The organism is Rhizobium sp. BK456 (assembly GCF_014194045.1).
In the GTDB taxonomy this organism is placed as follows: domain Bacteria; phylum Pseudomonadota; class Alphaproteobacteria; order Rhizobiales; family Rhizobiaceae; genus Rhizobium; species Rhizobium redzepovicii.
Genome location: NZ_JACIAO010000009.1, coordinates 79,766 through 101,587, shown reverse-complemented (window position 1 = coordinate 101,587; position 21,822 = coordinate 79,766). Strand labels below are relative to the sequence as shown.

Here is a 21,822-nt window from a genome sequence, read left to right as displayed (position 1 = left end):
ACACTCACTTCTTTTTCTTCGGCACGAAGCTTAACGCCATCTGCCGGAACGTGTTGTTCATCAGAACGGCGGCCATCAGCATCACGCCGATAATCAGATTGGACCAATTGCGGTCGATGTCGGTGAAGTAGATGCCTTGGCTGACGACGGCGAAGGTCAACGCGCCGAGGAAGATTCCGGCGACCGAACCGAAGCCGCCCGTGAGCAGCACGCCGCCCACCACGATCGAGACGATCGTATTGAAGATGTAGTTCATGCCGCCCGAGACCTGCGCGGAATTGAACAGGATGGCGCCGCACATTCCGACGAAAGATGCGGCCGTGCTCGATAGAACGAAAAGGACGATCTTCAGCCGGTCGGTCGGGATGCCGGCATTGCGGGCGCTGACCTCGTCGCCGCCCATGGCGACGATCCAGTTGCCGTAGCGGGTCGCGTGCAGCACGAAACCAAAGACCACCGTCAGTGCCAGCCACCACAGGATGATCACCTGGAATTTGCCGTGGATGAGGTCGCCGAACACCGTCTTGGCCCAGGCGGGGGCGTTGAGCGGAACCGAAGCGGCCCCGGTCAGGATGACGGATCCGGCCAGCACGAGCCCCTGCACCGCCACCAGCGTGCCGAGGGTGATGATCAGCGAGGGCACGCTGGTGCGCACCGCCAGGAGACCGTTGACCAGCCCGACGAGGACGCCGATGGCGAGCACGCCGAGCATGCCGATGACGATTGGCAACTCGTAATAGCCCGAGAGAATGGCGATCGTCATCGAGCCCGCCGGGATCATTGCACCGATCGAGATATCGAGCTCGCCTGATATCATCAGAAGGCCGACAGGCAGGGCGACGATACCGAGATTGGCGGCGAAATTGACCCAGCTTGCCGCGCCGAAGAGCGTACCGAGGCTGACGCCGCCAAAGGCGACATAGAAGACGATCACCGCGACGAAGCTCAACACGGCGCCGAATTCCGGGCGGCGTACGAAGTGTCCAATGGAAAAGCCGTTCATCTCTTCGCCCTCACTTCTTCTTTTTCGCGGCGTAGCACATCGCCATCAGCCGGAACTTGTCGTTCATCATCACGGCGAGCAGCAGAAGCGCCCCGATGATGACGCTGCCGAGATTCGGATCTATGCCGGTGAAATAAATGCCCTGATTGACGATCGCGAAGGTGAGCGTGCCAAAGACGATGCCCACCACCGATCCGGCGCCGCCGGTCAGAAGCACGCCGCCGATGACCACGCACATGATTGAATTGAAAATGAAGGATTGCCCGCCGAGCACCTGCGCGCTTTGATAGACGAGCACCTGGCTGACGCCGACGAAGGCGGCGGAAAAGCCCGACAGCATATAGAGGGCGATGGTCAGTTTGTCGGTCGGAATACCGGCGTTGCGGGCCGAGACCTTGTCGCCGCCGAGAGCAAAGATCCAGTTGCCCACAGGCGAGATGTGCAGCAGGCAGAAGAACGCCACCGCAAACAGGATCCACCAAAAGATCGTCACCTGGAACATGCCGCCGATGAAATCGCCGAGGATCGCTTTGACGGTCGGGCTTGGCACCAGCGATACGCCGGTACTGCCGGCGATCAGCACGGTGAAGCCGAGCGTCAGGCCCATGACGGCGAACATCGAGCCGATGGTGACGATCAAGGACGGGACTCGGGTGCGGTTGACGAGATAACCGTTGAAAAACCCGACGAGGAGCCCGACGCCCAGGCCGGCGGAAATCCCGACGATTTCGGGCAAGCCGTAATGGCCTGATATGATTGCCACCGTCAGTGATGATGCCGGGATCACCGCGCCGATCGAGAGGTCCATTTCGCCTGCGATCATCAGGAGCCCGATCGGCAGCGCAACGATGCCGATCTCGGCGGCAACGTTGAGCCAGCTCGCATAGCCCGCAGCGGACAGGAAGACCTTGCCGCCCAGCAGGGCGAAGAAGGCGAACACCGCAATCAAGCCCAGCAACGACCCGGCTTCAGGGCGCCGGGAAAGCTGACCGATGGTCGCTTTGGTATGGCCGCCCGAAGCAGCCGACGGGGCGAGGACATCGTTTCTCGCGTTCATTTGACACCACCAATAAAGCCGCATGACCGGTAAGGGTCGGCGCTTCTGAAAGAATGGAAGCTGCCCGCGTGAGGGGCAGGCAGCTTCACCACGTTCGGCCGACCCCTTACCGGGCGCCGGCCTTCACGCCTGCCAAGGTGGCGTCGACGTTGGACGCGTCGATGACGCCGGGGCCGGTCAGGATCTCCCGGGTCGGGACGGTGAGTCCGTAATTGACGTTGCCGTTCAGGATCGAAACCGCCAGATAGCCCTGCAGGTAACCCTGCTGGTCGATGGCACAAAGCTGGCTGCCGCTCTTGATGTTATTCAGAACGGTTTCATCCATGTTCATGCCGCAGACCTTCACCTGTCCGGCTTTGCCGGCCTGCGTCACGCCGTTGACCCCCGAATTGGTATCGACATTGCCGATCGCGAAGACCGCCTTGATCTCCGGATGCTGCAACAGATGCGCCTTCAGCGCCTGTGCCACGGCAGTTGCCGAACCGAATGACGTGGCGGGCAGCGGCAACGACGAACCGGTGCCGCCCCCTTCGGTCACGCCGTCGGTCATACCTTTGCAGAAAGCTTCGATGTTTGCCGCACCTGGAAGCGTGTTGAGGCAGACGGCGTTCTTCAGGTCATGCTTGGCGAAGTAGCTGCCCGCAGCCTTGCCGGAGAGATAGTCGTTAGAGCCGACATAGTTCATTGCACCGAGGCGATCGGCGGCTTCGATGCCGCCGGCATTATAGATGATCAGCGGAATTTTCTTGTCGACGACCGCTTTGAAGGCGGGGTCCATGGCCTCCGGCACCCAGTCCGGGCCGACGATCGCATCGGCGCCCTGGTCGATGGCCTGACGGATCAGCTCGGCCGCATCGACGCCGAGATTGTCGTAGTTCTGCGGCCCGAGCCAGACGACCTTGCCGCCCTGGGCTTCCGCGACCTTGCCGGCATCCTCGGCGCCACGCTTGACGATCGACCAGAACGGATCGTCCGGCTTGCCGCCCACAACGAAGATGTTGGCGGCCATAACGGCCGTGGCAGTGCAGGTCACGATGGCGGCGGCCGACACGGTTGCCGCGAAGCGGCGAAATTTAGTCATCTCAATCTTCCTCCCATGGCCCGCCTCCCTGGCTTGCCGTGAAGAGAAACATATCACCGCTTGAAATTCGCGAAATGTGAAATCATACTAAACATGCATAAAGTATCACAGAGTATCAGTCATAATGATACGAACGCTCTGACGATGGAGGGAATGATCATGCGGCGGCCGACCATCTCGGATCTTGCCAAGGAGGCCGATGTCTCCATTGCGACCGTCAATCGGATCCTGGCCGGCACCGCCTCCGTCAAAGGCACGACCGTGCAGCGCGTCCAGGCGGCCGCGGAGCGGATCGGCTTCTACGGCGCCGGGGCAATCGAGGATAGGCTGCGCAAATCGGTGCCAAAATACCGGCTTGGCTTTCTGCTGCAGCAATCCAGCCGTGAGCTTTACCAGCTGTTCGGCAAGAAGATCGTCGAGGCATGCCGCGCCAGGCGCGATGAGGTCATCGACCCGGTGGTCGATTTTGTCGATCTCCTGACGCCGGAGAATATTGCCGGCCGGCTCAAGGCGCTCGGCGCAAATTGTGACGCCGTCGCCGTGGTCGCCGCCGATCATCCGGTGATCGCCCAGGCCATCCGCGAGCTGCACGAGAAGGGCAAGCCGGTCATCGCCTATATTACCGACCAATCCGCCCGCGAACGGGCCGCTTATGTCGGCGCCGACAATTGGAAAATGGGGCGGACGGCGGCGTGGCTGATTTCGAACATGACCCACGGACCGGGGCGGATTGCCGTGTTCATCGGCAACCATCGTTACCAATGTCAGGACGTCTCCGATGCCAGCTTCCGCTCCTATGTGCGCGAGCATGCGCCGCATCTGACCATCGAGGAAAGCCGCCCCACGCATGAGGAGCCGAACGAGGCCTACCGGATGGTCAAGGAACTTTTGGCGGCGACGGATGACCTCACCGGCATCCTGATTGTCGGCGGCGGCATCTCCGGGGTCTTGCGGGCGCTGAGGGAAGTGCCGCAGGAGCGGCGCCGAAGCATCCGCCTCGTCTGCCGGGACATCGGCCCGGAGACGCGAAAAGGCCTGTCAGAGGGGATGATTACCGCGGCTCTCTGTCATCCGCTGGAACAGACGTCCACGGCGCTGGTCGAAACGATGATCGAAACGATCACGCAGGGTGCCTCGGGCGGCACGATTCAGCGGACCATTACCTTCGAAATCGTGACGCCGGAGAATATCTGAGATGACAGCCGCGGCGTTCGCCGCGACTGGAAAGCCGGCCCGGGCTTATCAAGGGCCGATCCGCGTGTCGGCTCAAATGTCGACGACAAGGCCCTTGGCTTTCAGCACCGCTTCCAGATTGCTGACCTCGATGACCGATTTTCCCGCCTTGTAGGCTGCGATGTAACCGGCTTCGGCATCTTCGCGCGCCTGCGACAGCCTCGCTGCTTCCTGCGCTTCCTGTCTGCGCACGACCACCAGGCCGTCGGCATCGCCGACGATGATGTCGCCGGGATTGATGGTTTCGCCGCCGACGATGATCGGGTCGTTCACCGCCGCAATGGTTTCCTTCACCGTGCCCTTGATGCAGACGCTGAGCGAGAAGACGGGGAAACCAAGTTCTCTGAGCTGCAGCGTGTCGCGTACGCCGGTGTCGGTGACGAGACCGCCGATGCCTTTGGCAAGGCAGGCATTGGCGAGTACATCGCCGAAGGATCCCGCTTCCTCGTACTCGCCCGCCGAGACAACGATGATATCGCCGGGCTTCGCGTAGTTGATGGCGAGCTGCAGCATGATGTTGTCGCGCGGCGCGCATTTGACCGTAAAGGCCGGACCGCACAGTTTCATGCGGTAGTCGACGGGCTTGAGGCGCGAGGAAAGCGCGCCGCGGCGTCCCTGGGCCTCGTGGATCGTCGCCGGCGAAAATTTCGAAACGGCCTCGATGTCAGCTTTGCTGGGCCGTTCAGCGATGTCTTTTATATGAATCATGGGTGCCTCACATCGTTGGTAGACGGCGGGCAAATCCCGCCGTCTTATCTCGGTTGAATGTCTTCGGGAGGTTCCGAGACCGGTCGGTCTACGGGATCGGGTCGAATTTCAGCTGCGCGAGCGGCACGACTTTGTCGGTGCGGGTCATCTTGTACTCGGTGTTCGGGCCGAGCCACTTGTCCCAGATTTTGTTGATTTCACCGGACTCGTCGAGCTTGTGCAGGATCTCGTTGATCTTGGCCGTCAGCTTCGGCTGATCCTTGGCCATGCCGATGCCGATCGGTTGATAGAGCATCGGCTCCTCGATCATCCGCATTTGCTTGCCCTTGCTCTTCGATTCATTGACGAACTTGGTCGTCGTCATGGTGTTGGCGACCATGCCGCGGGCCTTGCCCTGCTGGACGGCGAGATAGGCAGAGGCGGTATCCTGGAAGGTGAGCGGGTCGGATTTGTTCAGCTTGATCGACATCTCAGATGTCGAGCCCTTGGTCGAAGCCAGGCGCTGGCCGGCGTAATCGGCCTTCGTCTTGCCGGCATCGTCGGCCGGCACGATCAGCATCTCCTTGGCGAGATAATAGGGATCGCTGAACTGGATCTGCTCGGCGCGGCTCAGCGTATAGGCAAGGTTGGCAACGGTGATGTCGACGCGGCCGAGCTTGACCTCCGGCACGCGGGCTTCGACCGAAACCGGCTTGATCTCGGCCTTGACGCCCAATTCCTTGGCGATGGCGCCGCAGAGATCGACGTCGAAGCCGGCCATTTCGCGGGTCTTCGGATCCGGCGAAGCGAAGGGAGGAACGTCGGCGAACGTCGCGCAGCGCAGGGTCTTGGCCGACATGATGGTGTCGAGCTGATCGGCTTTCGCGGGCAAGGCGGCTGCCATGCCGGCGAATGCGACGGTGAGGCTTAGGTATTTCCACTTCATTGCTGTTCTCCTTTGTTTTTAATGGTTAGGTATCAATGCCTGAGATCAGCGAGGAACCGCTGAGCCCGGGGATGGGTCGGATTGCTGAAGAAGTCCTCGGGGCTCGCCGTTTCGATGATCTGGCCGGCATCGATGAACCAGATCCGGTCGGCGACATCGCGGGCGAAACCCATTTCGTGGGTGACGCAGAGCATGGTCATGCCTTCGGACGCCAGGCTCTTCATGACCGCGAGCACTTCGCCGACCATTTCGGGATCGAGCGCGCTGGTCGGTTCGTCGAACAGCATCACCGGCGGTTCCATGGCCAGAGCCCGGGCGATCGCCACCCGCTGCTGCTGGCCGCCCGACAGTTGACCGGGATAAGCGCGGGCCTTGTCGGCGAGGCCGACCCGGTCGAGAAGCTTGAGCGCCTTTTTGTGCGCGACATCGGCCGTTACGCCCTTCACCCGGATCGGCGACATCGAGACGTTTTCGGCGACGGAGAGATGCGGAAACAGGTTGAAATTCTGAAAGACGAAGCCAATCCGGCTGCGCATCGCGTTGAGTGCCTTTGCCCGCATGGAGGCGTGAATGTTCTGCCCGTCGAGCGTGATCGATCCGCTGTTGATCTCCTCGAGGCGATTGATCGTGCGGATCAGCGTGGATTTCCCCGAACCGGACGGTCCGCAGATGACCACGACTTCGCCGCGCGCCACCTCAGCGTCGATGTCCTTCAAAACCGGATAGTCGCCATAGCTCTTGCAGACCTGCGAAAGCCGGATCATCTGCGATTCCTGCGTTGAAACGGACATGGTCATAGCTGCTCCGATACGATTTTCGACGGCGTGACCACGGCGGCGGAGACGTTGAGAAGTCCCGCACGCCGCCGCGTGATGCGCCGCTCGAGGCGATTTGCGAAGTAGGTCAGCGTCCAGCAGATGGCGAAGTAGACGATCGCCAGGATGAGGAAGACCTGGAAGGGCTGCGTCAGCAGCTGATTGTTGACCTGGCTTGCGGCAAAGGTCAGGTCCGGCACGTTGATCACGTAACCGAGCGTCGTATCCTTGATCGTCGAGACGAAGGTGGAGAGGATGCTCGGGATCATGTTGTAGAGCGCCTGCGGCAGGATGATGTAGCGCATCGCGCCGATATAGCTGTGGCCAAGCGCCCGTGCCGCATCCATCTGGCCAGGCCCGAGCGCGACGATGCCGGCACGGACGACTTCGCTCAAAAACGCGCTCTGATAGACCACGAGCGTCGTCAGCATGGTGACGAAGCTCGGTACGTCGGCGCCGGTCAGCAGCGGCACCAGGAAATAGCTCCACAGGATGAGCATCAAGAGAGGCACGCCCCTGGTGAAATAGACAAGGGCGGTAACCGGCCAGCGCAGCAGCGGCGATTTGGAGAGCCTCGCTGTTGCAAACAGGATACTGATCGGAAAGGCGAGAGCGATGCTGAGCGCCGACAGGATCAGCGTATTGGCGAGCCCGCCGAGCGGTCCGTTCGGATATTGGCCGATCAGGAGCAGCAGCCAGTAGTCGCGGACGATGGCGATCATGTCGTGGATCATGCGCGCGCACTCCTGGCAGGATCGGCGCGCATCGACAGATAGGCGCCGATGCTCATGATCACGAGCGAGAAGAAGAGATAGAGAACCGTGCCGATCAGGTAGATCTCGAAGGTGCGGAAGCTGAGGTTCTCGATTTCCTTGACGGCATGCGTCAGTTCCGACGCGCCGATGACGACGGCGAGGCTGCTGTTCTTGAACAGGGAAACACTGTGATTGATGAGCGGCGGCAGCGCGTTACGCACGCCCTGCGGCATGATGACGAACCGCATCGCCGAGACATAACCGTGGCCGAGAGCGCGGGCTGCCTCCATCTGGCCGGGACCGACCGAGCGCACGCCCGAACGAAGATCTTCGCTGAAATAGGCTGCCTGGCAGAGCCCGAGCCCGATCACTGCGAATATCGCCTCGGCATTGTGGCTTGCAAGCCATGTCGCCACCCCGTTCGGCATCAGGGTGAATATCCCGAAATACCACAGCATCAGCTGAACAAGGGTGGGCACGTTGCGATGGTAGGATACGTAAGCGGCGACTAACGGATCGCCGAAGCGAAAGGGCGACAGGCGCACAGCCAGCAGCAGCAGTGCGAGCGCCATCGCCAGGGTCCAGGACCCGGCATAGATGATGAAGGTCATCTCGATGCCATGCAGCAGCATGGCGGCATATTCGGGATTCCCCAGGATTGCCGAAAGGTCGAAGCCGCTCACGAGCCTGGCTCCCCGGATGGATCCGTCTTCAGCTGCGGCCTTGCCGTCTGCAGGCCGCCCATGACCTGCAGCGTCGGTGTGATCTCCATATGTCCGATGTTGACGGCAACGGGAGCCGCGATGGCGAAGGCGATCGCGTCGGCGATATCGGTCGCTTCAGGCAATTCGAAACCGTCGATGAACTTTTCCCGGATGCTCGGATCATTGCCATGAACGTGATTGAAAATATCCGTGGCGACCCGGCCGGGGCAGATTTCGGTGACCCGCACCCGCTTGCCGAAAGCGTCGATGCGCAGCTGGTTGGACAGCATGCTCACGCCGGCCTTGGTGGCGTGATAGGAGGAGTTGCCTCCGAAATTATAGGCGCCGGCAATCGACGAAATGTTGATGACATGGCCGCGGTCGCGCGCCACCATGCCCGGCACCACCAGGCGGCAGATGTGCAGAACCGCGCGGAGATTGACGTCGACGAGGAGGTCGATATCGCTCTCGTCGGCTTCCAGGAACTTCTTCGGCCGGTCGACGCCGGCATTGTTGACGAGAATGTCGAACTCCACCCGGCCGGCGAGCTCGGCGATTGCCGGACGGTCGGTCACATCGATGGCATGGGCAATACAGCCCGTACGCTCGGCCAGCTGCTGCAGCGCTTCAGTGCTGCGGGCAACGGCATGGACCTCGATATTCTCCCGGCGAAGCCGCTCAACCACGGCTGCGCCGATCCCGGAGGATGCGCCGGTCACCAGTGCGGTCTTGTAGTCGGAGAATGGCATTGTCGTTCCCTTGTGGTTGATTGAGACAGTAGCGAAGCTTTAACCCCTTGCCTAAGACCGATTATCTCTGGAGCAATAAGCAACGGTTATGGAGCCGGCGCGGTCTGCCGAAGAAGAGAAAGCGGCGATGCCGGTATTCTCTCGCGGCCCCGCTTCAGGCTGCGCCGCGTTGCAAAAGCAAGGCGCCTCTGCAAACATGCCATCCGCAGATCAGAATGGTACCCCGATCCCCATGGACATCAGACGCCTCAAATCCTTCATCGTGATCGTCGACAGCGGCAGCATCACACGAGCGGCGGATCTTTTGCATATCGCCCAGCCGGCTCTGAGCCAGCAGCTCGCGGCGCTGGAAGAGCATTTCGGCCACAAGCTGCTGATCCGCAGCCAGCAGGGCGTCAGCATGACCGATGCCGGACACGCGGTATATCGCCATGCCCAGATCATCCTTCGGCAAATGGAGCAGGCGCAGGCCGATGCATCGGCGGCGGGCAATTCGCTTGCCGGGCGCGTGTCGGTCGGCCTGGTGCCGTTCAGCAGTGCGGCGACGCTCTCCGTCGATCTGCTGGCGGAAACCCGGAAACGGCATCCCGGTATTCTGCTGCACCTGACCGAAAGCGTCGGCCAGACCTATAGCCAGATGATCATGAACGGCCGGCTGGAGATGGCGCTTCTGCATGGAACCGGACCGATCAAAGGCGTGCGCTTCGAACCGATCCTCAGCGAAGAGTTTTTTCTGGTCGCCCATCGCGACTTTGCCATCGAAGCGGATACGAAACCCGTTGCGGTCAACGCTCTCGACGGCATACCGTTGCTCCTGCCGCCGGCCTATAACTTCGTCCGCCGCGCGGTCGACACTGCCTTCACCCGCACACGCACCAATTTGAAGGTCGTGGCGGAGGTCGAGATCGTGCGCACGCTCGCCCGCGCGGTCGGCAGCGGTCTCGGCGCGACGATCATGCCGAAGGCGATTGCCGATCGCATCGTCTCGGAATCGAGCGAGCCGCTGATCTGCCGGCTGGTCTCGCCGCGGATCGAGGAAACGCTGTCGCTTTGCGTTTCCGATCAGAATCCCCTGTCGGAGCCGGCGCTTGCCGTCCGCGACATTCTTCTCGAGCTGACGGCGCGGCTGAAAGCCTGAGGTGGCTGCCGGCTAGCGCATATCCTTGCAGAACTGGGCGATCCGCGCGCAGCCCTCGCCCAGTTTTTCCAGACTTGTCGCGTAGGAAATACGGAAGAAGGGGCTCATTCCGTAAGCCGCGCCTTGCACGGTCGCGACATAATGCTCCTCCACCAGACCGATGACGAAATCGACGTCGCTCTCGATCTTGCGCCCGCCCTTGCTGGTCTTGCCGATCAGCTCCGAAATGTTGGGATAGATATAAAAGGCGCCCTCGGGCCGGTGGCAGCGCAGCCCTTCCACTTCGGATAATTTGTCGAGAACGAAGTCGCGTCGCGTCTTGTAGATAGCGGCGCGCTCCTTCAGCAGGTCTTGGGGCCCGTCCAGCGCCGCGGTTGCCGCCGCCTGGGTCAGCGTCGCAATGCCGCCGCCATTCTGGCCGTTGACGTTGCTAATCGCCGAGATCAGCTCTTTCGATCCGGCGCAGAATCCGAGGCGCCAGCCGGTCATCGCGTAAGCCTTGGAGACGCCGTTCATCGTCAGGACGCGATTGTACAGTCTCGGCTCGACCTCCGCGATCGTGCAGAACTGGAAGTCGTCATAGACTAGATGTTCGTAAATATCGTCGGTCATGATCCAGACGTTTGGATGGCGCAGCATGACCTCGGCGATGGCGGCCATCTCAGCCCGAGAGCAGGCGGCTCCGGTCGGATTGTTCGGGAAATTCAGGAAGAGCCATTTGGTGCGCGGCGTGATCGCAGCCTCCAGATCTTCCGCGCGCAGCTTGAAGCCGGTCTGCTCATGGCAGGGGACCGGAACCGGTACGCCGCCGGCGAATTTGACGATGTCGGCATAGCTGACCCAGGAGGGCGTGGGGATGACGACCTCGTCGCCCGGATTGCAGGTCGCCAGCATGGCGTTGAAGATCACCTGCTTGCCGCCGCCCGAGACGACGATCTGGCTGGCGTCGTAGTCGAGATTGTTGTCGCGCTTGAACTTCCGGATGATGGCGGATTTGAGCGCCGGCGTGCCGTCCATCGGCGGATATTTCGTATCGCCGGCGAGCGCTGCCGCGTGGGCCGCCTCGATCGCATGTGCTGGGGTGGGGAAATCCGGCTCGCCGGAGGAGAGGCTGACGACTTTGATCCCCTTGGCAGCCAATTCCCGGGCGCGCTGGGTCATGGCGGCGGATGCTGAAATGGAGACGTTTTTCAGGCGGTCGGCGATAATGGACATCGACATGATCCTTCGATGAGGAATTGAAAACGAGAGACCGCCCGCAGGCGATCGGGATTGCGTTATTCGGCGAGTTCGGCGGCAGGTGCGAGGGTCGCGCCCGTGGCTTCGATCTCGGCGCGCACGATGCCAGCAAGCTCAAGGGCGCCCGGCGTGTCGCTGTGGACGAGGATGGAGCGCGCCGGCATGGCGATCACACCGCCGTCGCTGGTCTCGACGCTGCCGTCGAGGAGGAATTTTCGCACACGGGCGCGCACGGCGGCTTCGTCCTTGATGACGGCGCCCGGCAGCCCGCGCGCAACAAGCCTGCCGCCGCCGTCATAGGCCCGGTCCGCAAGGAAAAGCACCAGCGTTTTCAGGCGCGCGCGTTTGGCCGCCTGCTCGATTTCGCTGCCTGACGTGACGAAGACGACGAGATTGGCGTCGACAGTTGCGATCGCATCCATCATCAGGTCGGCGAGAACAGGATCGCGGTTGACCATATTGCCCATGGCCGCATGAAAGCTGAGATGGGAGACGGTGACGCGCTCGGCTCTGGCGATCGCCATCAGCGCGCCGAGCTGGTAGAGCATCTGCTGGCGAAGCTCGTCTGCCTGAAAGGGTATTTCACGCCGGCCGAAGCCCGGCCGGTCGGGCAGGCCGGGATGGGCGCCGATGCCGACGCCATTCTGCTTTGCCAGCCGCACCATCCGCCCCATCGTATCGGGGTCGCCGCCGTGGAAACCGCAGGCGATATTGGCCGAAGAGACGATCTTCATCATCGCTTCGTCGTCGCACAGCCGGTAGGGACCAAATCCTTCGCCCATGTCGGAATTCAGATCGATCTTCATCAGTTCCTCCTTTCGCCTCGCTTAAGCCATCGCCTTCAGGGCACGCTTGACCATCCCGGATGTCAGCCTGACATCCTCGACATAACGGGCGACGGCCTGTTCGACCGCACGCGCTTCCGCATGCGTCGAGCGGACGAATTTCAGGCGGGCGCCGATGCGGGCCTGACCGAGCCGCCAGAGGTCGCATTCGATCACGCCGGCGATCTTCGGATAGCCGCCGGCGGTATTCGCATCGCTCATCTGCACGATCGGTTCGCCGCCGGGTGGAACCTGGATGACGCCGGGCACGACGCCGTGAGAGCGCATTTCGATGGAGGCAGTCGGCGTGATCGGCTCGCCGGACAGGCGGTAGCCCGTGCGGTCGCTGCGCGAGGAAATCCGCCAGGTCTGGCCCCAAAAGGCTTCGCCGTCTCCGGCGAAAAGACCATGCTCGCCGGCAGGCAGAGCGCGGATCGGCAGCGCGCCGTCGACGGGAGCTGGGAAGACGTCGCGCAGTGCCACGCCCGGCTCGACGACGGCGAGGCCAGTGGCCGGCAGCATGGCGATCTCCGCATCCTCGCCGACCGCGATCCGATCATCCTTCGCCAGCGGCCTGCCGGCATTGCCGCCAAAGCCGCCCCGCAGCGACGTGCTGCGCGACCCCATGACAACTGGAATATCCAGCCCGCCGCCGAACGAAATATAGGCGCGCGCCAGCCGCGGGGGCTGCTTCAGTTCGAGAACCTGTCCGGGCTCTGCCATATAGGCGCACCAGGGAATGAGCTCCGATCCGTCGAGGTGAGGATGACCGTCGGCGCCGGTCACGGCAAAGACGGCGCGCCGCTCGAAACGCAGGCTGAACGGGAAGGTCTGCACCTCGATCACCGCCGCATTTTCGTCATTGCCGACGAGACTATTGCCGATCCTGACCGCAAGCGGATCCATCGCGCCGCTCGCCGACACGCCGATGTCGCGGTAGCCGGGGCGTCCGAGATCCTGCACCGTGTTGAACGGGCCGCTTTCCAAGATCTCGATCATAGCTCGATCCTTGCCGGCAGGAACCGCACCGTATCTCCAGGCGCCATCATGGCGGGGTTCTGGGCGGTCGGGTCGAACATCTCGAGTGTCGCAAAGCCGATGGAGTTCCAGCCATTGGGGCCGGTCAGCATGGCGACACCGGTCTGCATGCCGCCGATCGTCACGCAGCCCTTCGGCATCTTCAGCGACGGCACGGTCTTTCGCGGCATGTAGATGCGCGGATCGAGGCCATGCAGATAACCGAAACCCGGCGCGCTGCCCAAGGCGAAGACCCGATAGGTCGCTTCATGATGGATGCGGACGACCTCGCGGTCGCTTAAGCCCGAGAAATCGCAAAGGGCCGCAAGATCGCTCGCATGTTCGCCGCCGTAATGGGCGGGGATCTCGATGGTCTTGCCGTTGAGATCGATGCTCTGCGCATGCTCCCATGCCTCCAGCAGCCGGGCGACCACCGCATCTGGATCCTCGGGCGTCTCCTTGAAGATAACCAGCAGGTTGGTCATCCCTGGAATATTTTCGGCAAGGTCGGCCCAGCTTCTCACCGTCTGAGACAGGGCCCAGATCCGCCGCTGCGCGATCAGATCGAAATCGCCCGGCGCCTCGAGCAGGAAGGATCTGGCCCCGATCGAGGAAACCCGCGCCCGGCTTTGGGTGGCCGGAACGATTTCACGTTGCGAGGCATGTCTGTTCGTCGTGGCGATCATGATGGCAGCTCGATTTCGAACAGAGGGTCACCGAAGCCGACCAGGGCGTCAGGCTCGGCGAGCAGCCTAGTCAAGACACCGGAACGGCCGGCGCGAAGGGGAAGCAGCACGTGCCCTACCCTGACGAAGCCGAGGACATCGGCATCGGATACGAAGCGCGGCAGAGTTTGGGGCGTGACGGCGGCGGCCGGATGTTCGGCGCAGAAATGTCCTGCCAGCGGCGCCTTCACCACGACAGGTGCAGAGTTCGACGCGCGGGGTGTGGCTGCCGGCACGCTGACGCGGGCGCCGCCCTCCCCTGATATGACAATGCGAATCTGCCCGTCCGGCCGGGAGATTTCGAGGCTCTCCACGCCGGCGGCCGTCAGCGCCTCGGTGAGGAATGCGATGGTTGCGGGATCGCTGAAGTCGATGGCGCTCATGCCGCCCTCCTCCGCAGCTTCAGCCAGTGCTCGAGATAGTGGATATCGGTCTCACCGCGTGCGAATGCGTGGTCCTCGAATAGGGCGCGCAGGAAGGGGATATTGGTGGCAATGCCCTCGATCTCGGTTCCGGCAAGCGCCTCGCACATTCTGGCCATCGCTTTCGCCCGCGTCGGCGCGTGGACGATCAGCTTGGCGATCAGCGAGTCATAATAGGGCGAGACCCTGTAGCCGGGATGAATATGCGTATCGACCCGGATGCCCTGCCCCTGCGGCAAAGTCAGATGAGTGACGACACCGGCCGACGGCAGGAAAGTGTCGGGATCCTCGGCGTTGATGCGGCATTCGAAAGAATGGCCTTCGCAGGTGACCTCGCTCTGGGCGAGATCCAGAACCTCGCCCTGGGCCGCTTTTATCTGCGCCTGGACGATATCGATGCCGCTCGTCAGTTCGGTGACGGGATGTTCGACCTGAAGCCGTGTGTTCATCTCGATGAAGTAGAAAGCACCGTCCTCATAAAGGAATTCGAAGGTGCCGACGCCGCGGTAGCCGATCTGGCGGCACGCCTGGACGCAGGCCATGCCGACCGGCTGGATGATCTCAGGCGCGATCCCGGGCGCCGGCGCCTCTTCCACCACTTTCTGATGGCGCCGCTGCATCGAGCAATCCCGATGTCCAAGCCAAACGGCATTGCCGTGATCGTCGCAAAGAACCTGGATCTCGATATGGCGCGGATGCTCCAGGAATTTCTCCATGTAGAGGGCGGGCGAGCCGAAGGCCTTGCGCGCCTCTTCCCGGGTCAGTGCAATTGCCTCATGCAACTGATCGGCTTTCGGGACGACGCGCATGCCGCGGCCGCCGCCGCCGCCGGACGCCTTGACGATGACGGGATAACCGATCTCCAGCGCAATGCGCTCGATTGTGGCCGGGTCGTCAGGCAGCGCGCTGTCGGGACCGGGAACGCAGGGTACGCCGGCCGCCATCATCGCCCGCTTCGCCGCGATCTTGTCGCCCATGGTCGCGATCGACGAAGCGGTCGGACCGATGAAAGTCAGCTCGGCCTTTTCGACGGCGTCGGCGAATGCGGCATTTTCCGACAGAAAACCGTAACCGGGATGAATGGCGCCGGCGCCGGTCAGGCGTGCGGCGAGAAGGATGGCATCCTGATTGAGATAGCTCCTGCCCGCACCCGACGGGCCGATGCAGAGAAAATGGTCTGCGGTCGTGACGTAGGGCGCTTGCCGGTCCGCTTCGGAGCAGATGGCGACGGTCTTCAGGCCGAGTTCGCGGCAGGCGCGCTGAACCCGGGCGGCGATCTCGCCGCGATTGGCGATGAGGACGGTATCGAAGCGGCGTTCTGAAGCAGCGGATTGTTCCGAGGTTTTCGGCATCAGACGATCTCCGCCAGCAGGTCGCCGGTCTCGACCTCGCCATTGTCGATATCGGTCACGTGCGTGATGCGCCCGGATCGCGGTGCGGCGATCGTATTGAAGACTTTCATCGCCTCGATGATGAAAAGGGTCTGCCCCTCCTCCACCGCGTCGCCGATCGCGACAAATGGCGGCTCGCCGGGCGCCGGCGCCCGGTGCAGAACGCCAAAGACGGGCGCCTTCACCGCATGGGAGGTTTTCACGACGCTCAAAGGCGCATCGGAGACGAGGTTTATCGTCGATTCCGGCTTTTGCGAGGGCTCGGCAACGCCTGCCTCTGCCGGCGACGTGCGAAAGATCCGAACCGTCACGTCCTTTTCCGTCACGGTCAGCTCGGTAATATTCGATCGTCCGACAAAGTCGATCAGCGTCTTGATCTTCGAGAGGTCCATATGCGTGCTCGGAATTTCAAATTCCACCGCGCAGACCTGAAGTCTCACGTCGCCCGGTGTCGTGATTTTCGTAGCACGACGTATGGGCTGATGGGGTCAGACGAAGTTTTGATGGAGCGCAAACGGCGCTTATGGGGAGATGTCGCCGAATGCCCTTGATGGCAGCCGGCGCCGGCGAGGCGAACCGAATCCAGGAAAAAGCAAGCGGCTCGCGTGTCGATCGGTGCGGCCGGCCGGACGCGCGCCCGGCGACTGCGCTCAGGGTCGGTGGATCCCTTAACCCGCCCTCTACAAAGCGACCTGGGCGTCAGACAAGTTTGAAAGTTTTCCTTGCCGCTTCAAACTTCCCATTCCTATCTTCGAGTTTGATAGCAATCCAGAACTCTGTTGTTTCATCGAATGGGCCGGCGTCAAGCTCCGGTTTAACAACCAACGATAAAACTTTATCCGTGCTCGTGGCCGAATCGTCAGTGTCTATTTTAATTTTGTATTTTTCTTTCTCGTCGCTTCCATTTGGATTTGAAACGTCGTCACTTCCGTTTGATTGAGTGGATATATATATGTATATTTTACTGTTGAAGCCGGATCCTATAATTTTAAACGGTGTTCGAACAAGTAACGGAGCAACTACAATCTCCGGCTCAAGCCGATCAATTTCCACTCTGGGGTTTACGGTACCCATATTATCCTCCTCATTGGTTTCTTTTGTTCGGATTAGTCGTTATCGCTCGATCTGCGAGGGATGAACCCGCCTGATCTTGACATCACGCCACCAGAACGGGACAGGGCGCCGCCCGAGCGGGACATTGCGCCGCTGGTCATTCCTCTAGGATCGGTTGAAACCTCGGCCGACAGCAGGATTTGCTCAAGGGTCCCTGTTTCGGCATCAAGCCTCATTGAGACATCGCCTTTGTCATAAATCCACACCCTCATGTCCTTAGCGAGTGCCCCGAATTGGGAACCAAGGCCGGTTCGTGCACTCGAACCAGGGGATCGATACAATCTGTCATACTCGATATCACCGGCCACGTTCCTCGGGGGTGGATCGTCTGGATCGGCCCCAGGGCCGTGGACAACGAAGATGGCTGGCCGACCAAGTTCAATGAATGCTCCCTCGAAGGAGAAAGCAAAGATACGCGCCAGAACCGCGTCGGCTGCACCGAGCTGGTCTCTCAGGAAATTATTTCTTCCTGCAATCGGTACGCTTAGGTTCTGATAAATCGGTCCACCTCTGAGAATCAGATCACTCAGTGGGCGCCCGAACAGATGTATCGCTGATAGGCCTAGTAAGGTTTCATTGTCTGCCACTTCTCCCTCCATCTACCGGATTATTGACTGCTCATTGATCTCGACAGCAAAACTTTCTCGCGAAAGGTCATCTTCGGGAGCTCCAGATAATCTATCGGCAGCAACGTCCGAGCAGAGTTGATGTGACTGTGATGCTCGCCGCCTTTGAGGTGCGGGCCAGCGTGCATTTCACCAATCGCCCGTCGCCTGAAGTTCCTACTGATGATCCGTGCGAACTGACCGCCACTTTCGTCCCGATCAATCGCAAGCATCGTTCTCGCGACGTCGCCGTAATCGAGGAAGTCGGGAGCGAGAGCCCACAAGGTTTCCGCCAGATATGTCCCGACGATATCGCGGGCGTCGAGCAATGCTTCGACAAACCCATCCGAATTCCACGCGAAAGCACGGTCGAAAGCATACTGCACGGGCGCCTCGGCGGCTGGATCGAACTCGGCAACATCTGCCAGATCTTCAACCGCATGGGAGATCAGGCCGCGCGCCACTAGGCTCTCATGAAAAATGTCGACGAGGATGTCGAATATCGCACCGGTCAGCGGCTGCGAAAGCTCGTGCTCGTCCTTCCACCCACGACGCGCAAACTCGGCCATCGTCCGTTTGTTGTTTGCCGACCGTATCTGGCGATGCGGCGAAAATTCCGAAAAGCGTGACAGGCGGTTTGCCCGGTAGAGGTTCCCGCGCGTCTCCGCGAGAACATTGTCGATTACCGACGGAAAATGCATGGCCGCGATCAGCGACACGCAGTCGGAGAAGGCCTCCTGAAAACCAAGATATTCGGGATACTCAGCTTCGGGGTGCGGCACGCCCAAAACGCTGAAGATGATCGCGTGCCCCACCTCATGCGCGACGACGTCGAAATCCAGGCTGAAGGGAAGGACGCGCCCGTCGCTCTCGAACTGGCTGCCGACTTCGAGGAAACCATAGCCATATTGTGCATTGTCCCAGCGCCGCAGGATCGAGATCTCCAGACGGTCGTAATGATCACGAAAATGCCAGGTGAGCGGTTGGCCGAGATAGCGCTCCCACACATCCAGTGTGAACCGCACGCATCCAAAAACATGCGCGGCTTCGAAGCCAGCCATCGACGGTCGGAGATAGTCGAAATTGCCGCACGCGTCGGGGGTGGCGGGCTCAAGGATTTTCCCGGTCCAGGGCGGCAGATACATGTATGGCGTACCGAGCGGCCCGCGGTTCACGCCGTAAGGACCGGTCTTGCCAACCGGCTCCACAACGAACATGCGATCGTCGGCCGGGCCGGCTGTCACGCTACCCAACGGAGACGAAACTTCGACGATCTCGGGACGAGACCGAGGATCTTCAAATGGAGGCTGTACAAAAAGTCTGAACCGGGTGCCCATCCGCTCCCCCCTCAAAAGACTTTTATGCTGCCAGTTTAAGTTGACGATCGGCGCTCGCAAGCATTTTAGCAAGTAGTAAATTAGAATTAGAGCCAGCCTGCAAAAATGTACCGGGGCGTTATTCTGACAGTTCAACCAACCCTAAATAGCGGGGGTGACTGCGAATCGCATCGAGGTCGGAATCGTTCTTGAACCACAGCCGCATCTCGATGCCGACCTGAGGCATCCAGACCTCGAGCAAGTCTATCGCTCGCTCGATTTCGCCAAGCAGTGCATAAGTGCAAGCAGCATTGTACTGAATGTTGATATCATCTGGATCCGTTGCCAGAGAACGGGCCAACCACTCCAGAGCCTGATCGCGGACACCGAGAAAGGCCAGCGCCGTCGCTCCCAGGCAGGCAACATTGGCATTCTCCGGATGTAGCCGCAGTTCTTCCTCCGCCTTTTTCAAGGCGATCCGCGCATAGCTGCTGGCCTTGTCTATTTGCCCGAGCGAACGAAGGACGTTCACAAGCATGATCGGCGCACCATAATCGGCAGGCTTGATTTCCATCGCACGCTGGAGGTGCGTTGCCGCGAGTTCGAATTGACCTTCGGTGACGCAGAATTCGGCATAGTACCGATTTGCCTCGTGGCAATTGGCGTCGAGCGACAACGCCTGCTCGAATGCAGAAACTGCCTCGGTGCGATTGCCGGCGACCGCCAAAGCAAATCCCTTCGCCGCATGGGCCTCCGCCAGATTGGGATCGATAACGAGCGCCATCGTCGTATTCGCCAGAATGTCTTCTACCGGAATCCCGGTGCCGAACTGGGATCGCAAACGCGCATCGCAAACCGCGATTCCCGCATAGGCGCGGGCATAATTCGGATCCAATTCGATGGCTCGGGCGAAGCTCTGCCTGGCCATCAGATGGTTCGAGCGCGAGGCAATATGGTAGTATTCCCGCCCTCTGAGGAAATGCGTATAGGCTTCGACACTCTCTGTCGGCGCTTGCTCGATTGCCTCCTTTTCCTCCGGGAGCAGCTTGACCCTTAGTTGCTCGACAATTGCCTTCGTGATCTCGTCCTGAACCTCGAAGATATCGGTGAGGTCGCGGTCGTAACGTGCGGCCCAGACGTGACCGTCGCTAGCTGCGTCGATCAATTCGGCATTGATCCTTAGATGGTTGCCGGCTTTGCGGACACTGCCCTCTACGATGTAAGCAACGCCGAGCTCCCTGGCGATGCGCTGCAGGTTCTCGCTGCGGCCTTTCCATGTGAAGACGGTGTTGCGGCTCAGGACAAAGAGGCCTGAAACATTCGATAGATCAGTGATGATGTCCTCGGTGATGCCGTCGCTGAAAAACTCTTGGGCGGGATCGTCGCTGATGTTGGCAAATGGCAGGATTGCTACGGATGGCTTGTTGACGGGTGCCTGCGTGTGGCCGTTTGTGGCAAGCGGCATGCCTTCACCGGAGGCGACATTGCCCCAATCGGCAAAATAGACGTGCACCGGACGGGAGATGTTCTTGACGGTCTTTTCGCCCTGGTCTGCGAAATCGAGGCCGAGCTTGTTTGCGACTTCGTGGCGCACGGCCGCCGAACAGGCGATACCACCAGGCGCCGCAAGGGCTTGCAGCCGGACTGCCACATTAATGCCGTCCCCATGAAAATCGTCCTCGTCGAAGACGATGTCACCCAGATTCAAGCCTATTCGGAACGCAAAATGCCTGTCCGCAGGAATTCCGATGTTGCGCTCCAGCATGCCGCGCTGGATTTCGACCGCACAACGTGCAGCACTCAGCACGCTGCCGAACTCGACAAGGAAACCGTCCCCCATTATCTTGATGATATGCCCGCCATGGGTTTCGACGGCAGGATCGAAGAGCTCCCGGCGATGTAGACGAAGGGCGTTGAGCGTCTCCTCTTCGTTTGCCTCCAGAAGACGGCTGTAGCCCACCACATCGGCAGCCAAGATAGCCGCCAGCCGACGTTCAAGAAGCTCTGCACACATGCCCGTCTCCCCAACGTGCTGGTGGCAATACTACGCAATTCTAGAAGCTAGCCGGTAATGTTGCCGGACGATTGTATTACTGACAACTAAAATCTCCCTCCCGGCCGAAAGAACTCCCGGAGTTGCAAGCTCACGGCAAGATCGGCATGCCACGGGCCCTGCTTAGTCAGAGATATGGCTGATATTGTCGACGAATGAATTCAACGACGACACAATGCTTGTTCTGACGGCCGGCAATGTTATATGTAGGTAAATACCTACATGAGGCATGCCATGACCGTTACCACGCTTTCCAGCCGCGAGCTCAATCACGATGTCAGCAGTGCGAAGAAAGCTGCAAAAAAGGGGCCCGTCATCATAACGGACCGCGGCAAGCCGTCCCATGTGCTTCTGACATATGAAGAATTTCAACGTCTTTCCGGCAGCCGCCAAAGCCTGGTCGATGGGCTTTCCATGCCGGGCTTATCGGAAATCGACTTCATGCCAACGCGGGTCGAGATCAAAACCCGCGGAGTTGACCTGTCTTGAGCTATCTGCTGGATACGAATGTCATCTCGGAGCTGCGCAAGGTTGGTGATGGCAAGGCTGATCCTCAAGTCGTGGCGTGGATCGAAACCGCGAACGCTTCAGACTTTTATCTCTCTGCAATCTCCATTCTCGAATTGGAACGAGGCGTGCTTGCGATCCAGCGACGAGATGCGCGCCAAGGCTCACGCCTGCGCACATGGCTGGACGACCATGTGCGCCGGGAATTCGTTGGCCGGATCCTGCCAATCGACGATGCCATTGCAACGCGTTGCGCGCATCTGCATATTCCCGACCGGCGCAACGAGGCCGATGCGTTGATTGCTGCGACCGCACTCGTTCACAATCTCACCGTGGTGACGCGAAACGTGAGAGATTTCGACGGCACCGGTGTCGTCATTGTCGATCCTTGGCAAGGCTGAGCAGCAGAGCTGCTTGCATGGATCAGATCGCGGCGTCAGAG

24 protein-coding genes are annotated in these 21,822 nt (G+C 60.7%); 4 read left to right on the top strand and 20 right to left on the bottom strand.

Annotated features, from left to right (window positions below; translation table 11 throughout):
- Positions 1-4: 4 nt before the first annotated feature.
- The 3 genes from FHX03_RS23995 to FHX03_RS23985 all read right to left on the bottom strand — a co-directional run bounded on the left by FHX03_RS23995 (position 5) and on the right by FHX03_RS23985 (position 3,141).
- Positions 5-1,003, bottom strand: coding sequence for an ABC transporter permease (locus FHX03_RS23995; protein WP_183855780.1), 999 nt, complete (start codon positions 1,001-1,003; stop codon positions 5-7).
- A gap of 10 nt (positions 1,004-1,013) precedes the next feature.
- Entirely contained in the window at positions 1,014-2,060 is a 1,047-nt protein-coding gene (locus FHX03_RS23990; protein WP_183855778.1) for an ABC transporter permease, read from the bottom strand.
- Between the two features lie 106 nt (positions 2,061-2,166).
- Entirely contained in the window at positions 2,167-3,141 is a 975-nt protein-coding gene (locus FHX03_RS23985; RefSeq protein WP_183855776.1) for a sugar ABC transporter substrate-binding protein, read from the bottom strand.
- Positions 3,142-3,300: 159 nt separating this feature from the next.
- Here FHX03_RS23985 and FHX03_RS23980 point away from each other — a divergent pair, with 159 nt between their 5' ends.
- Positions 3,301-4,335, top strand: a complete 1,035-nt coding sequence (locus FHX03_RS23980) for a LacI family DNA-binding transcriptional regulator (RefSeq protein ID WP_097626326.1) — start codon at positions 3,301-3,303, stop codon at positions 4,333-4,335.
- A gap of 72 nt (positions 4,336-4,407) precedes the next feature.
- Here the strand turns inward: FHX03_RS23980 and FHX03_RS23975 are convergent, their stop codons facing one another.
- The 6 genes from FHX03_RS23975 to FHX03_RS23950 form a co-directional block, all read right to left on the bottom strand.
- A complete protein-coding gene (locus FHX03_RS23975; RefSeq protein WP_064841711.1) occupies positions 4,408-5,082 on the bottom strand; it encodes a 4-carboxy-4-hydroxy-2-oxoadipate aldolase/oxaloacetate decarboxylase in 675 nt (224 codons plus the stop codon).
- Between the two features lie 88 nt (positions 5,083-5,170).
- The gene (locus FHX03_RS23970) at positions 5,171-6,007 is read right to left on the bottom strand and encodes an ABC transporter substrate-binding protein (protein ID WP_097626134.1); all 837 of its coding nucleotides are present in this window, start codon (positions 6,005-6,007) and stop codon (positions 5,171-5,173) included.
- A gap of 32 nt (positions 6,008-6,039) precedes the next feature.
- Positions 6,040-6,804, bottom strand: a complete 765-nt coding sequence (locus FHX03_RS23965; protein ID WP_281413186.1) for an amino acid ABC transporter ATP-binding protein — start codon at positions 6,802-6,804, stop codon at positions 6,040-6,042.
- Entirely contained in the window at positions 6,801-7,556 is a 756-nt protein-coding gene (locus tag FHX03_RS23960) for an amino acid ABC transporter permease (protein ID WP_097626132.1), read from the bottom strand. Before FHX03_RS23960 ends, FHX03_RS23965 begins: the two co-directional genes overlap by 4 nt.
- Positions 7,553-8,260: an amino acid ABC transporter permease gene (locus tag FHX03_RS23955; protein WP_183780020.1), complete on the bottom strand. Its 708-nt coding sequence runs from the start codon at positions 8,258-8,260 to the stop codon at positions 7,553-7,555. The genes FHX03_RS23960 and FHX03_RS23955 overlap by 4 nt, the downstream gene beginning before the upstream one ends.
- A complete protein-coding gene (locus FHX03_RS23950; RefSeq protein ID WP_183780018.1) occupies positions 8,257-9,030 on the bottom strand; it encodes an SDR family oxidoreductase in 774 nt (257 codons plus the stop codon). The genes FHX03_RS23955 and FHX03_RS23950 overlap by 4 nt, the downstream gene beginning before the upstream one ends.
- 232 nt (positions 9,031-9,262) lie before the next feature.
- Here FHX03_RS23950 and nac point away from each other — a divergent pair, with 232 nt between their 5' ends.
- The gene (gene nac / locus FHX03_RS23945) at positions 9,263-10,168 is read left to right on the top strand and encodes a nitrogen assimilation transcriptional regulator NAC (protein WP_040143173.1); all 906 of its coding nucleotides are present in this window, start codon (positions 9,263-9,265) and stop codon (positions 10,166-10,168) included.
- 12 nt (positions 10,169-10,180) lie between these two features.
- Here the strand turns inward: nac and FHX03_RS23940 are convergent, their stop codons facing one another.
- The 11 genes from FHX03_RS23940 to FHX03_RS23890 all read right to left on the bottom strand — a co-directional run bounded on the left by FHX03_RS23940 (position 10,181) and on the right by FHX03_RS23890 (position 20,834).
- Entirely contained in the window at positions 10,181-11,383 is a 1,203-nt protein-coding gene (locus FHX03_RS23940) for a pyridoxal phosphate-dependent aminotransferase (RefSeq protein WP_183855772.1), read from the bottom strand.
- Between the two features lie 62 nt (positions 11,384-11,445).
- On the bottom strand, positions 11,446-12,213 hold the full coding sequence (locus FHX03_RS23935) for a 5-oxoprolinase subunit PxpA (protein ID WP_183780012.1): 768 nt from the start codon (positions 12,211-12,213) through the stop codon (positions 11,446-11,448).
- 21 nt (positions 12,214-12,234) lie between these two features.
- A complete protein-coding gene (locus tag FHX03_RS23930) occupies positions 12,235-13,230 on the bottom strand; it encodes a biotin-dependent carboxyltransferase family protein (protein WP_183855771.1) in 996 nt (331 codons plus the stop codon).
- On the bottom strand, positions 13,227-13,934 hold the full coding sequence (gene pxpB / locus FHX03_RS23925; protein WP_183855769.1) for a 5-oxoprolinase subunit PxpB: 708 nt from the start codon (positions 13,932-13,934) through the stop codon (positions 13,227-13,229). The genes FHX03_RS23930 and pxpB overlap by 4 nt, the downstream gene beginning before the upstream one ends.
- Positions 13,931-14,356 (bottom strand): acetyl-CoA carboxylase biotin carboxyl carrier protein, encoded by a 426-nt coding sequence (locus FHX03_RS23920; protein ID WP_183855767.1) that lies wholly within the window; start codon positions 14,354-14,356, stop codon positions 13,931-13,933. Before FHX03_RS23920 ends, pxpB begins: the two co-directional genes overlap by 4 nt.
- A complete protein-coding gene (gene accC / locus FHX03_RS23915) occupies positions 14,353-15,747 on the bottom strand; it encodes an acetyl-CoA carboxylase biotin carboxylase subunit (protein ID WP_183855765.1) in 1,395 nt (464 codons plus the stop codon). The genes FHX03_RS23920 and accC overlap by 4 nt, the downstream gene beginning before the upstream one ends.
- Entirely contained in the window at positions 15,747-16,178 is a 432-nt protein-coding gene (locus FHX03_RS23910; protein ID WP_183780323.1) for an acetyl-CoA carboxylase biotin carboxyl carrier protein, read from the bottom strand. The genes accC and FHX03_RS23910 overlap by 1 nt, the downstream gene beginning before the upstream one ends.
- A gap of 307 nt (positions 16,179-16,485) precedes the next feature.
- Positions 16,486-16,860: a hypothetical protein gene (locus FHX03_RS23905; RefSeq protein ID WP_183779990.1), complete on the bottom strand. Its 375-nt coding sequence runs from the start codon at positions 16,858-16,860 to the stop codon at positions 16,486-16,488.
- A gap of 32 nt (positions 16,861-16,892) precedes the next feature.
- Entirely contained in the window at positions 16,893-17,498 is a 606-nt protein-coding gene (locus tag FHX03_RS23900; protein ID WP_183779987.1) for a hypothetical protein, read from the bottom strand.
- An 8-nt stretch (positions 17,499-17,506) separates the two neighbouring features.
- Positions 17,507-18,841: a hypothetical protein gene (locus FHX03_RS23895; RefSeq protein ID WP_183855763.1), complete on the bottom strand. Its 1,335-nt coding sequence runs from the start codon at positions 18,839-18,841 to the stop codon at positions 17,507-17,509.
- 118 nt (positions 18,842-18,959) lie between these two features.
- On the bottom strand, positions 18,960-20,834 hold the full coding sequence (locus FHX03_RS23890) for an adenylate/guanylate cyclase domain-containing protein (protein WP_183855761.1): 1,875 nt from the start codon (positions 20,832-20,834) through the stop codon (positions 18,960-18,962).
- A gap of 273 nt (positions 20,835-21,107) precedes the next feature.
- Here FHX03_RS23890 and FHX03_RS23885 point away from each other — a divergent pair, with 273 nt between their 5' ends.
- Complete coding sequence (locus tag FHX03_RS23885; RefSeq protein ID WP_037093691.1) at positions 21,108-21,362, top strand: type II toxin-antitoxin system Phd/YefM family antitoxin; 255 nt, start codon at positions 21,108-21,110, stop codon at positions 21,360-21,362.
- The gene (locus FHX03_RS23880) at positions 21,359-21,781 is read left to right on the top strand and encodes a type II toxin-antitoxin system VapC family toxin (protein ID WP_131711154.1); all 423 of its coding nucleotides are present in this window, start codon (positions 21,359-21,361) and stop codon (positions 21,779-21,781) included. Before FHX03_RS23885 ends, FHX03_RS23880 begins: the two co-directional genes overlap by 4 nt.
- The last annotated feature ends 41 nt before the right edge of the window (positions 21,782-21,822 follow it).

What these genes read in the sequence shown, in the direction of transcription:
- FHX03_RS23995 (WP_183855780.1), bottom strand. Translation starts at nt 1,003, where the DNA reads ATGAACGGCTTTTCCATTGGACACTTCGTACGCCGCCCGGAATTCGGC.
- FHX03_RS23990 (WP_183855778.1), bottom strand. Translation starts at nt 2,060, where the DNA reads ATGAACGCGAGAAACGATGTCCTCGCCCCGTCGGCTGCTTCGGGCGGC.
- FHX03_RS23985 (WP_183855776.1), bottom strand. Translation starts at nt 3,141, where the DNA reads ATGACTAAATTTCGCCGCTTCGCGGCAACCGTGTCGGCCGCCGCCATC.
- FHX03_RS23980 (WP_097626326.1), top strand. Translation starts at nt 3,301, where the DNA reads ATGCGGCGGCCGACCATCTCGGATCTTGCCAAGGAGGCCGATGTCTCC.
- FHX03_RS23975 (WP_064841711.1), bottom strand. Translation starts at nt 5,082, where the DNA reads ATGATTCATATAAAAGACATCGCTGAACGGCCCAGCAAAGCTGACATC.
- FHX03_RS23970 (WP_097626134.1), bottom strand. Translation starts at nt 6,007, where the DNA reads ATGAAGTGGAAATACCTAAGCCTCACCGTCGCATTCGCCGGCATGGCA.
- FHX03_RS23965 (WP_281413186.1), bottom strand. Translation starts at nt 6,804, where the DNA reads ATGACCATGTCCGTTTCAACGCAGGAATCGCAGATGATCCGGCTTTCG.
- FHX03_RS23960 (WP_097626132.1), bottom strand. Translation starts at nt 7,556, where the DNA reads ATGATCCACGACATGATCGCCATCGTCCGCGACTACTGGCTGCTGCTC.
- FHX03_RS23950 (WP_183780018.1), bottom strand. Translation starts at nt 9,030, where the DNA reads ATGCCATTCTCCGACTACAAGACCGCACTGGTGACCGGCGCATCCTCC.
- nac (WP_040143173.1), top strand. Translation starts at nt 9,263, where the DNA reads ATGGACATCAGACGCCTCAAATCCTTCATCGTGATCGTCGACAGCGGC.
- FHX03_RS23940 (WP_183855772.1), bottom strand. Translation starts at nt 11,383, where the DNA reads ATGTCCATTATCGCCGACCGCCTGAAAAACGTCTCCATTTCAGCATCC.
- FHX03_RS23935 (WP_183780012.1), bottom strand. Translation starts at nt 12,213, where the DNA reads ATGAAGATCGATCTGAATTCCGACATGGGCGAAGGATTTGGTCCCTAC.
- FHX03_RS23930 (WP_183855771.1), bottom strand. Translation starts at nt 13,230, where the DNA reads ATGATCGAGATCTTGGAAAGCGGCCCGTTCAACACGGTGCAGGATCTC.
- pxpB (WP_183855769.1), bottom strand. Translation starts at nt 13,934, where the DNA reads ATGATCGCCACGACGAACAGACATGCCTCGCAACGTGAAATCGTTCCG.
- FHX03_RS23920 (WP_183855767.1), bottom strand. Translation starts at nt 14,356, where the DNA reads ATGAGCGCCATCGACTTCAGCGATCCCGCAACCATCGCATTCCTCACC.
- accC (WP_183855765.1), bottom strand. Translation starts at nt 15,747, where the DNA reads ATGCCGAAAACCTCGGAACAATCCGCTGCTTCAGAACGCCGCTTCGAT.
- FHX03_RS23910 (WP_183780323.1), bottom strand. Translation starts at nt 16,178, where the DNA reads ATGGACCTCTCGAAGATCAAGACGCTGATCGACTTTGTCGGACGATCG.
- FHX03_RS23905 (WP_183779990.1), bottom strand. Translation starts at nt 16,860, where the DNA reads ATGGGTACCGTAAACCCCAGAGTGGAAATTGATCGGCTTGAGCCGGAG.
- FHX03_RS23900 (WP_183779987.1), bottom strand. Translation starts at nt 17,498, where the DNA reads ATGGAGGGAGAAGTGGCAGACAATGAAACCTTACTAGGCCTATCAGCG.
- FHX03_RS23895 (WP_183855763.1), bottom strand. Translation starts at nt 18,841, where the DNA reads ATGGGCACCCGGTTCAGACTTTTTGTACAGCCTCCATTTGAAGATCCT.
- FHX03_RS23890 (WP_183855761.1), bottom strand. Translation starts at nt 20,834, where the DNA reads ATGTGTGCAGAGCTTCTTGAACGTCGGCTGGCGGCTATCTTGGCTGCC.
- FHX03_RS23885 (WP_037093691.1), top strand. Translation starts at nt 21,108, where the DNA reads ATGACCGTTACCACGCTTTCCAGCCGCGAGCTCAATCACGATGTCAGC.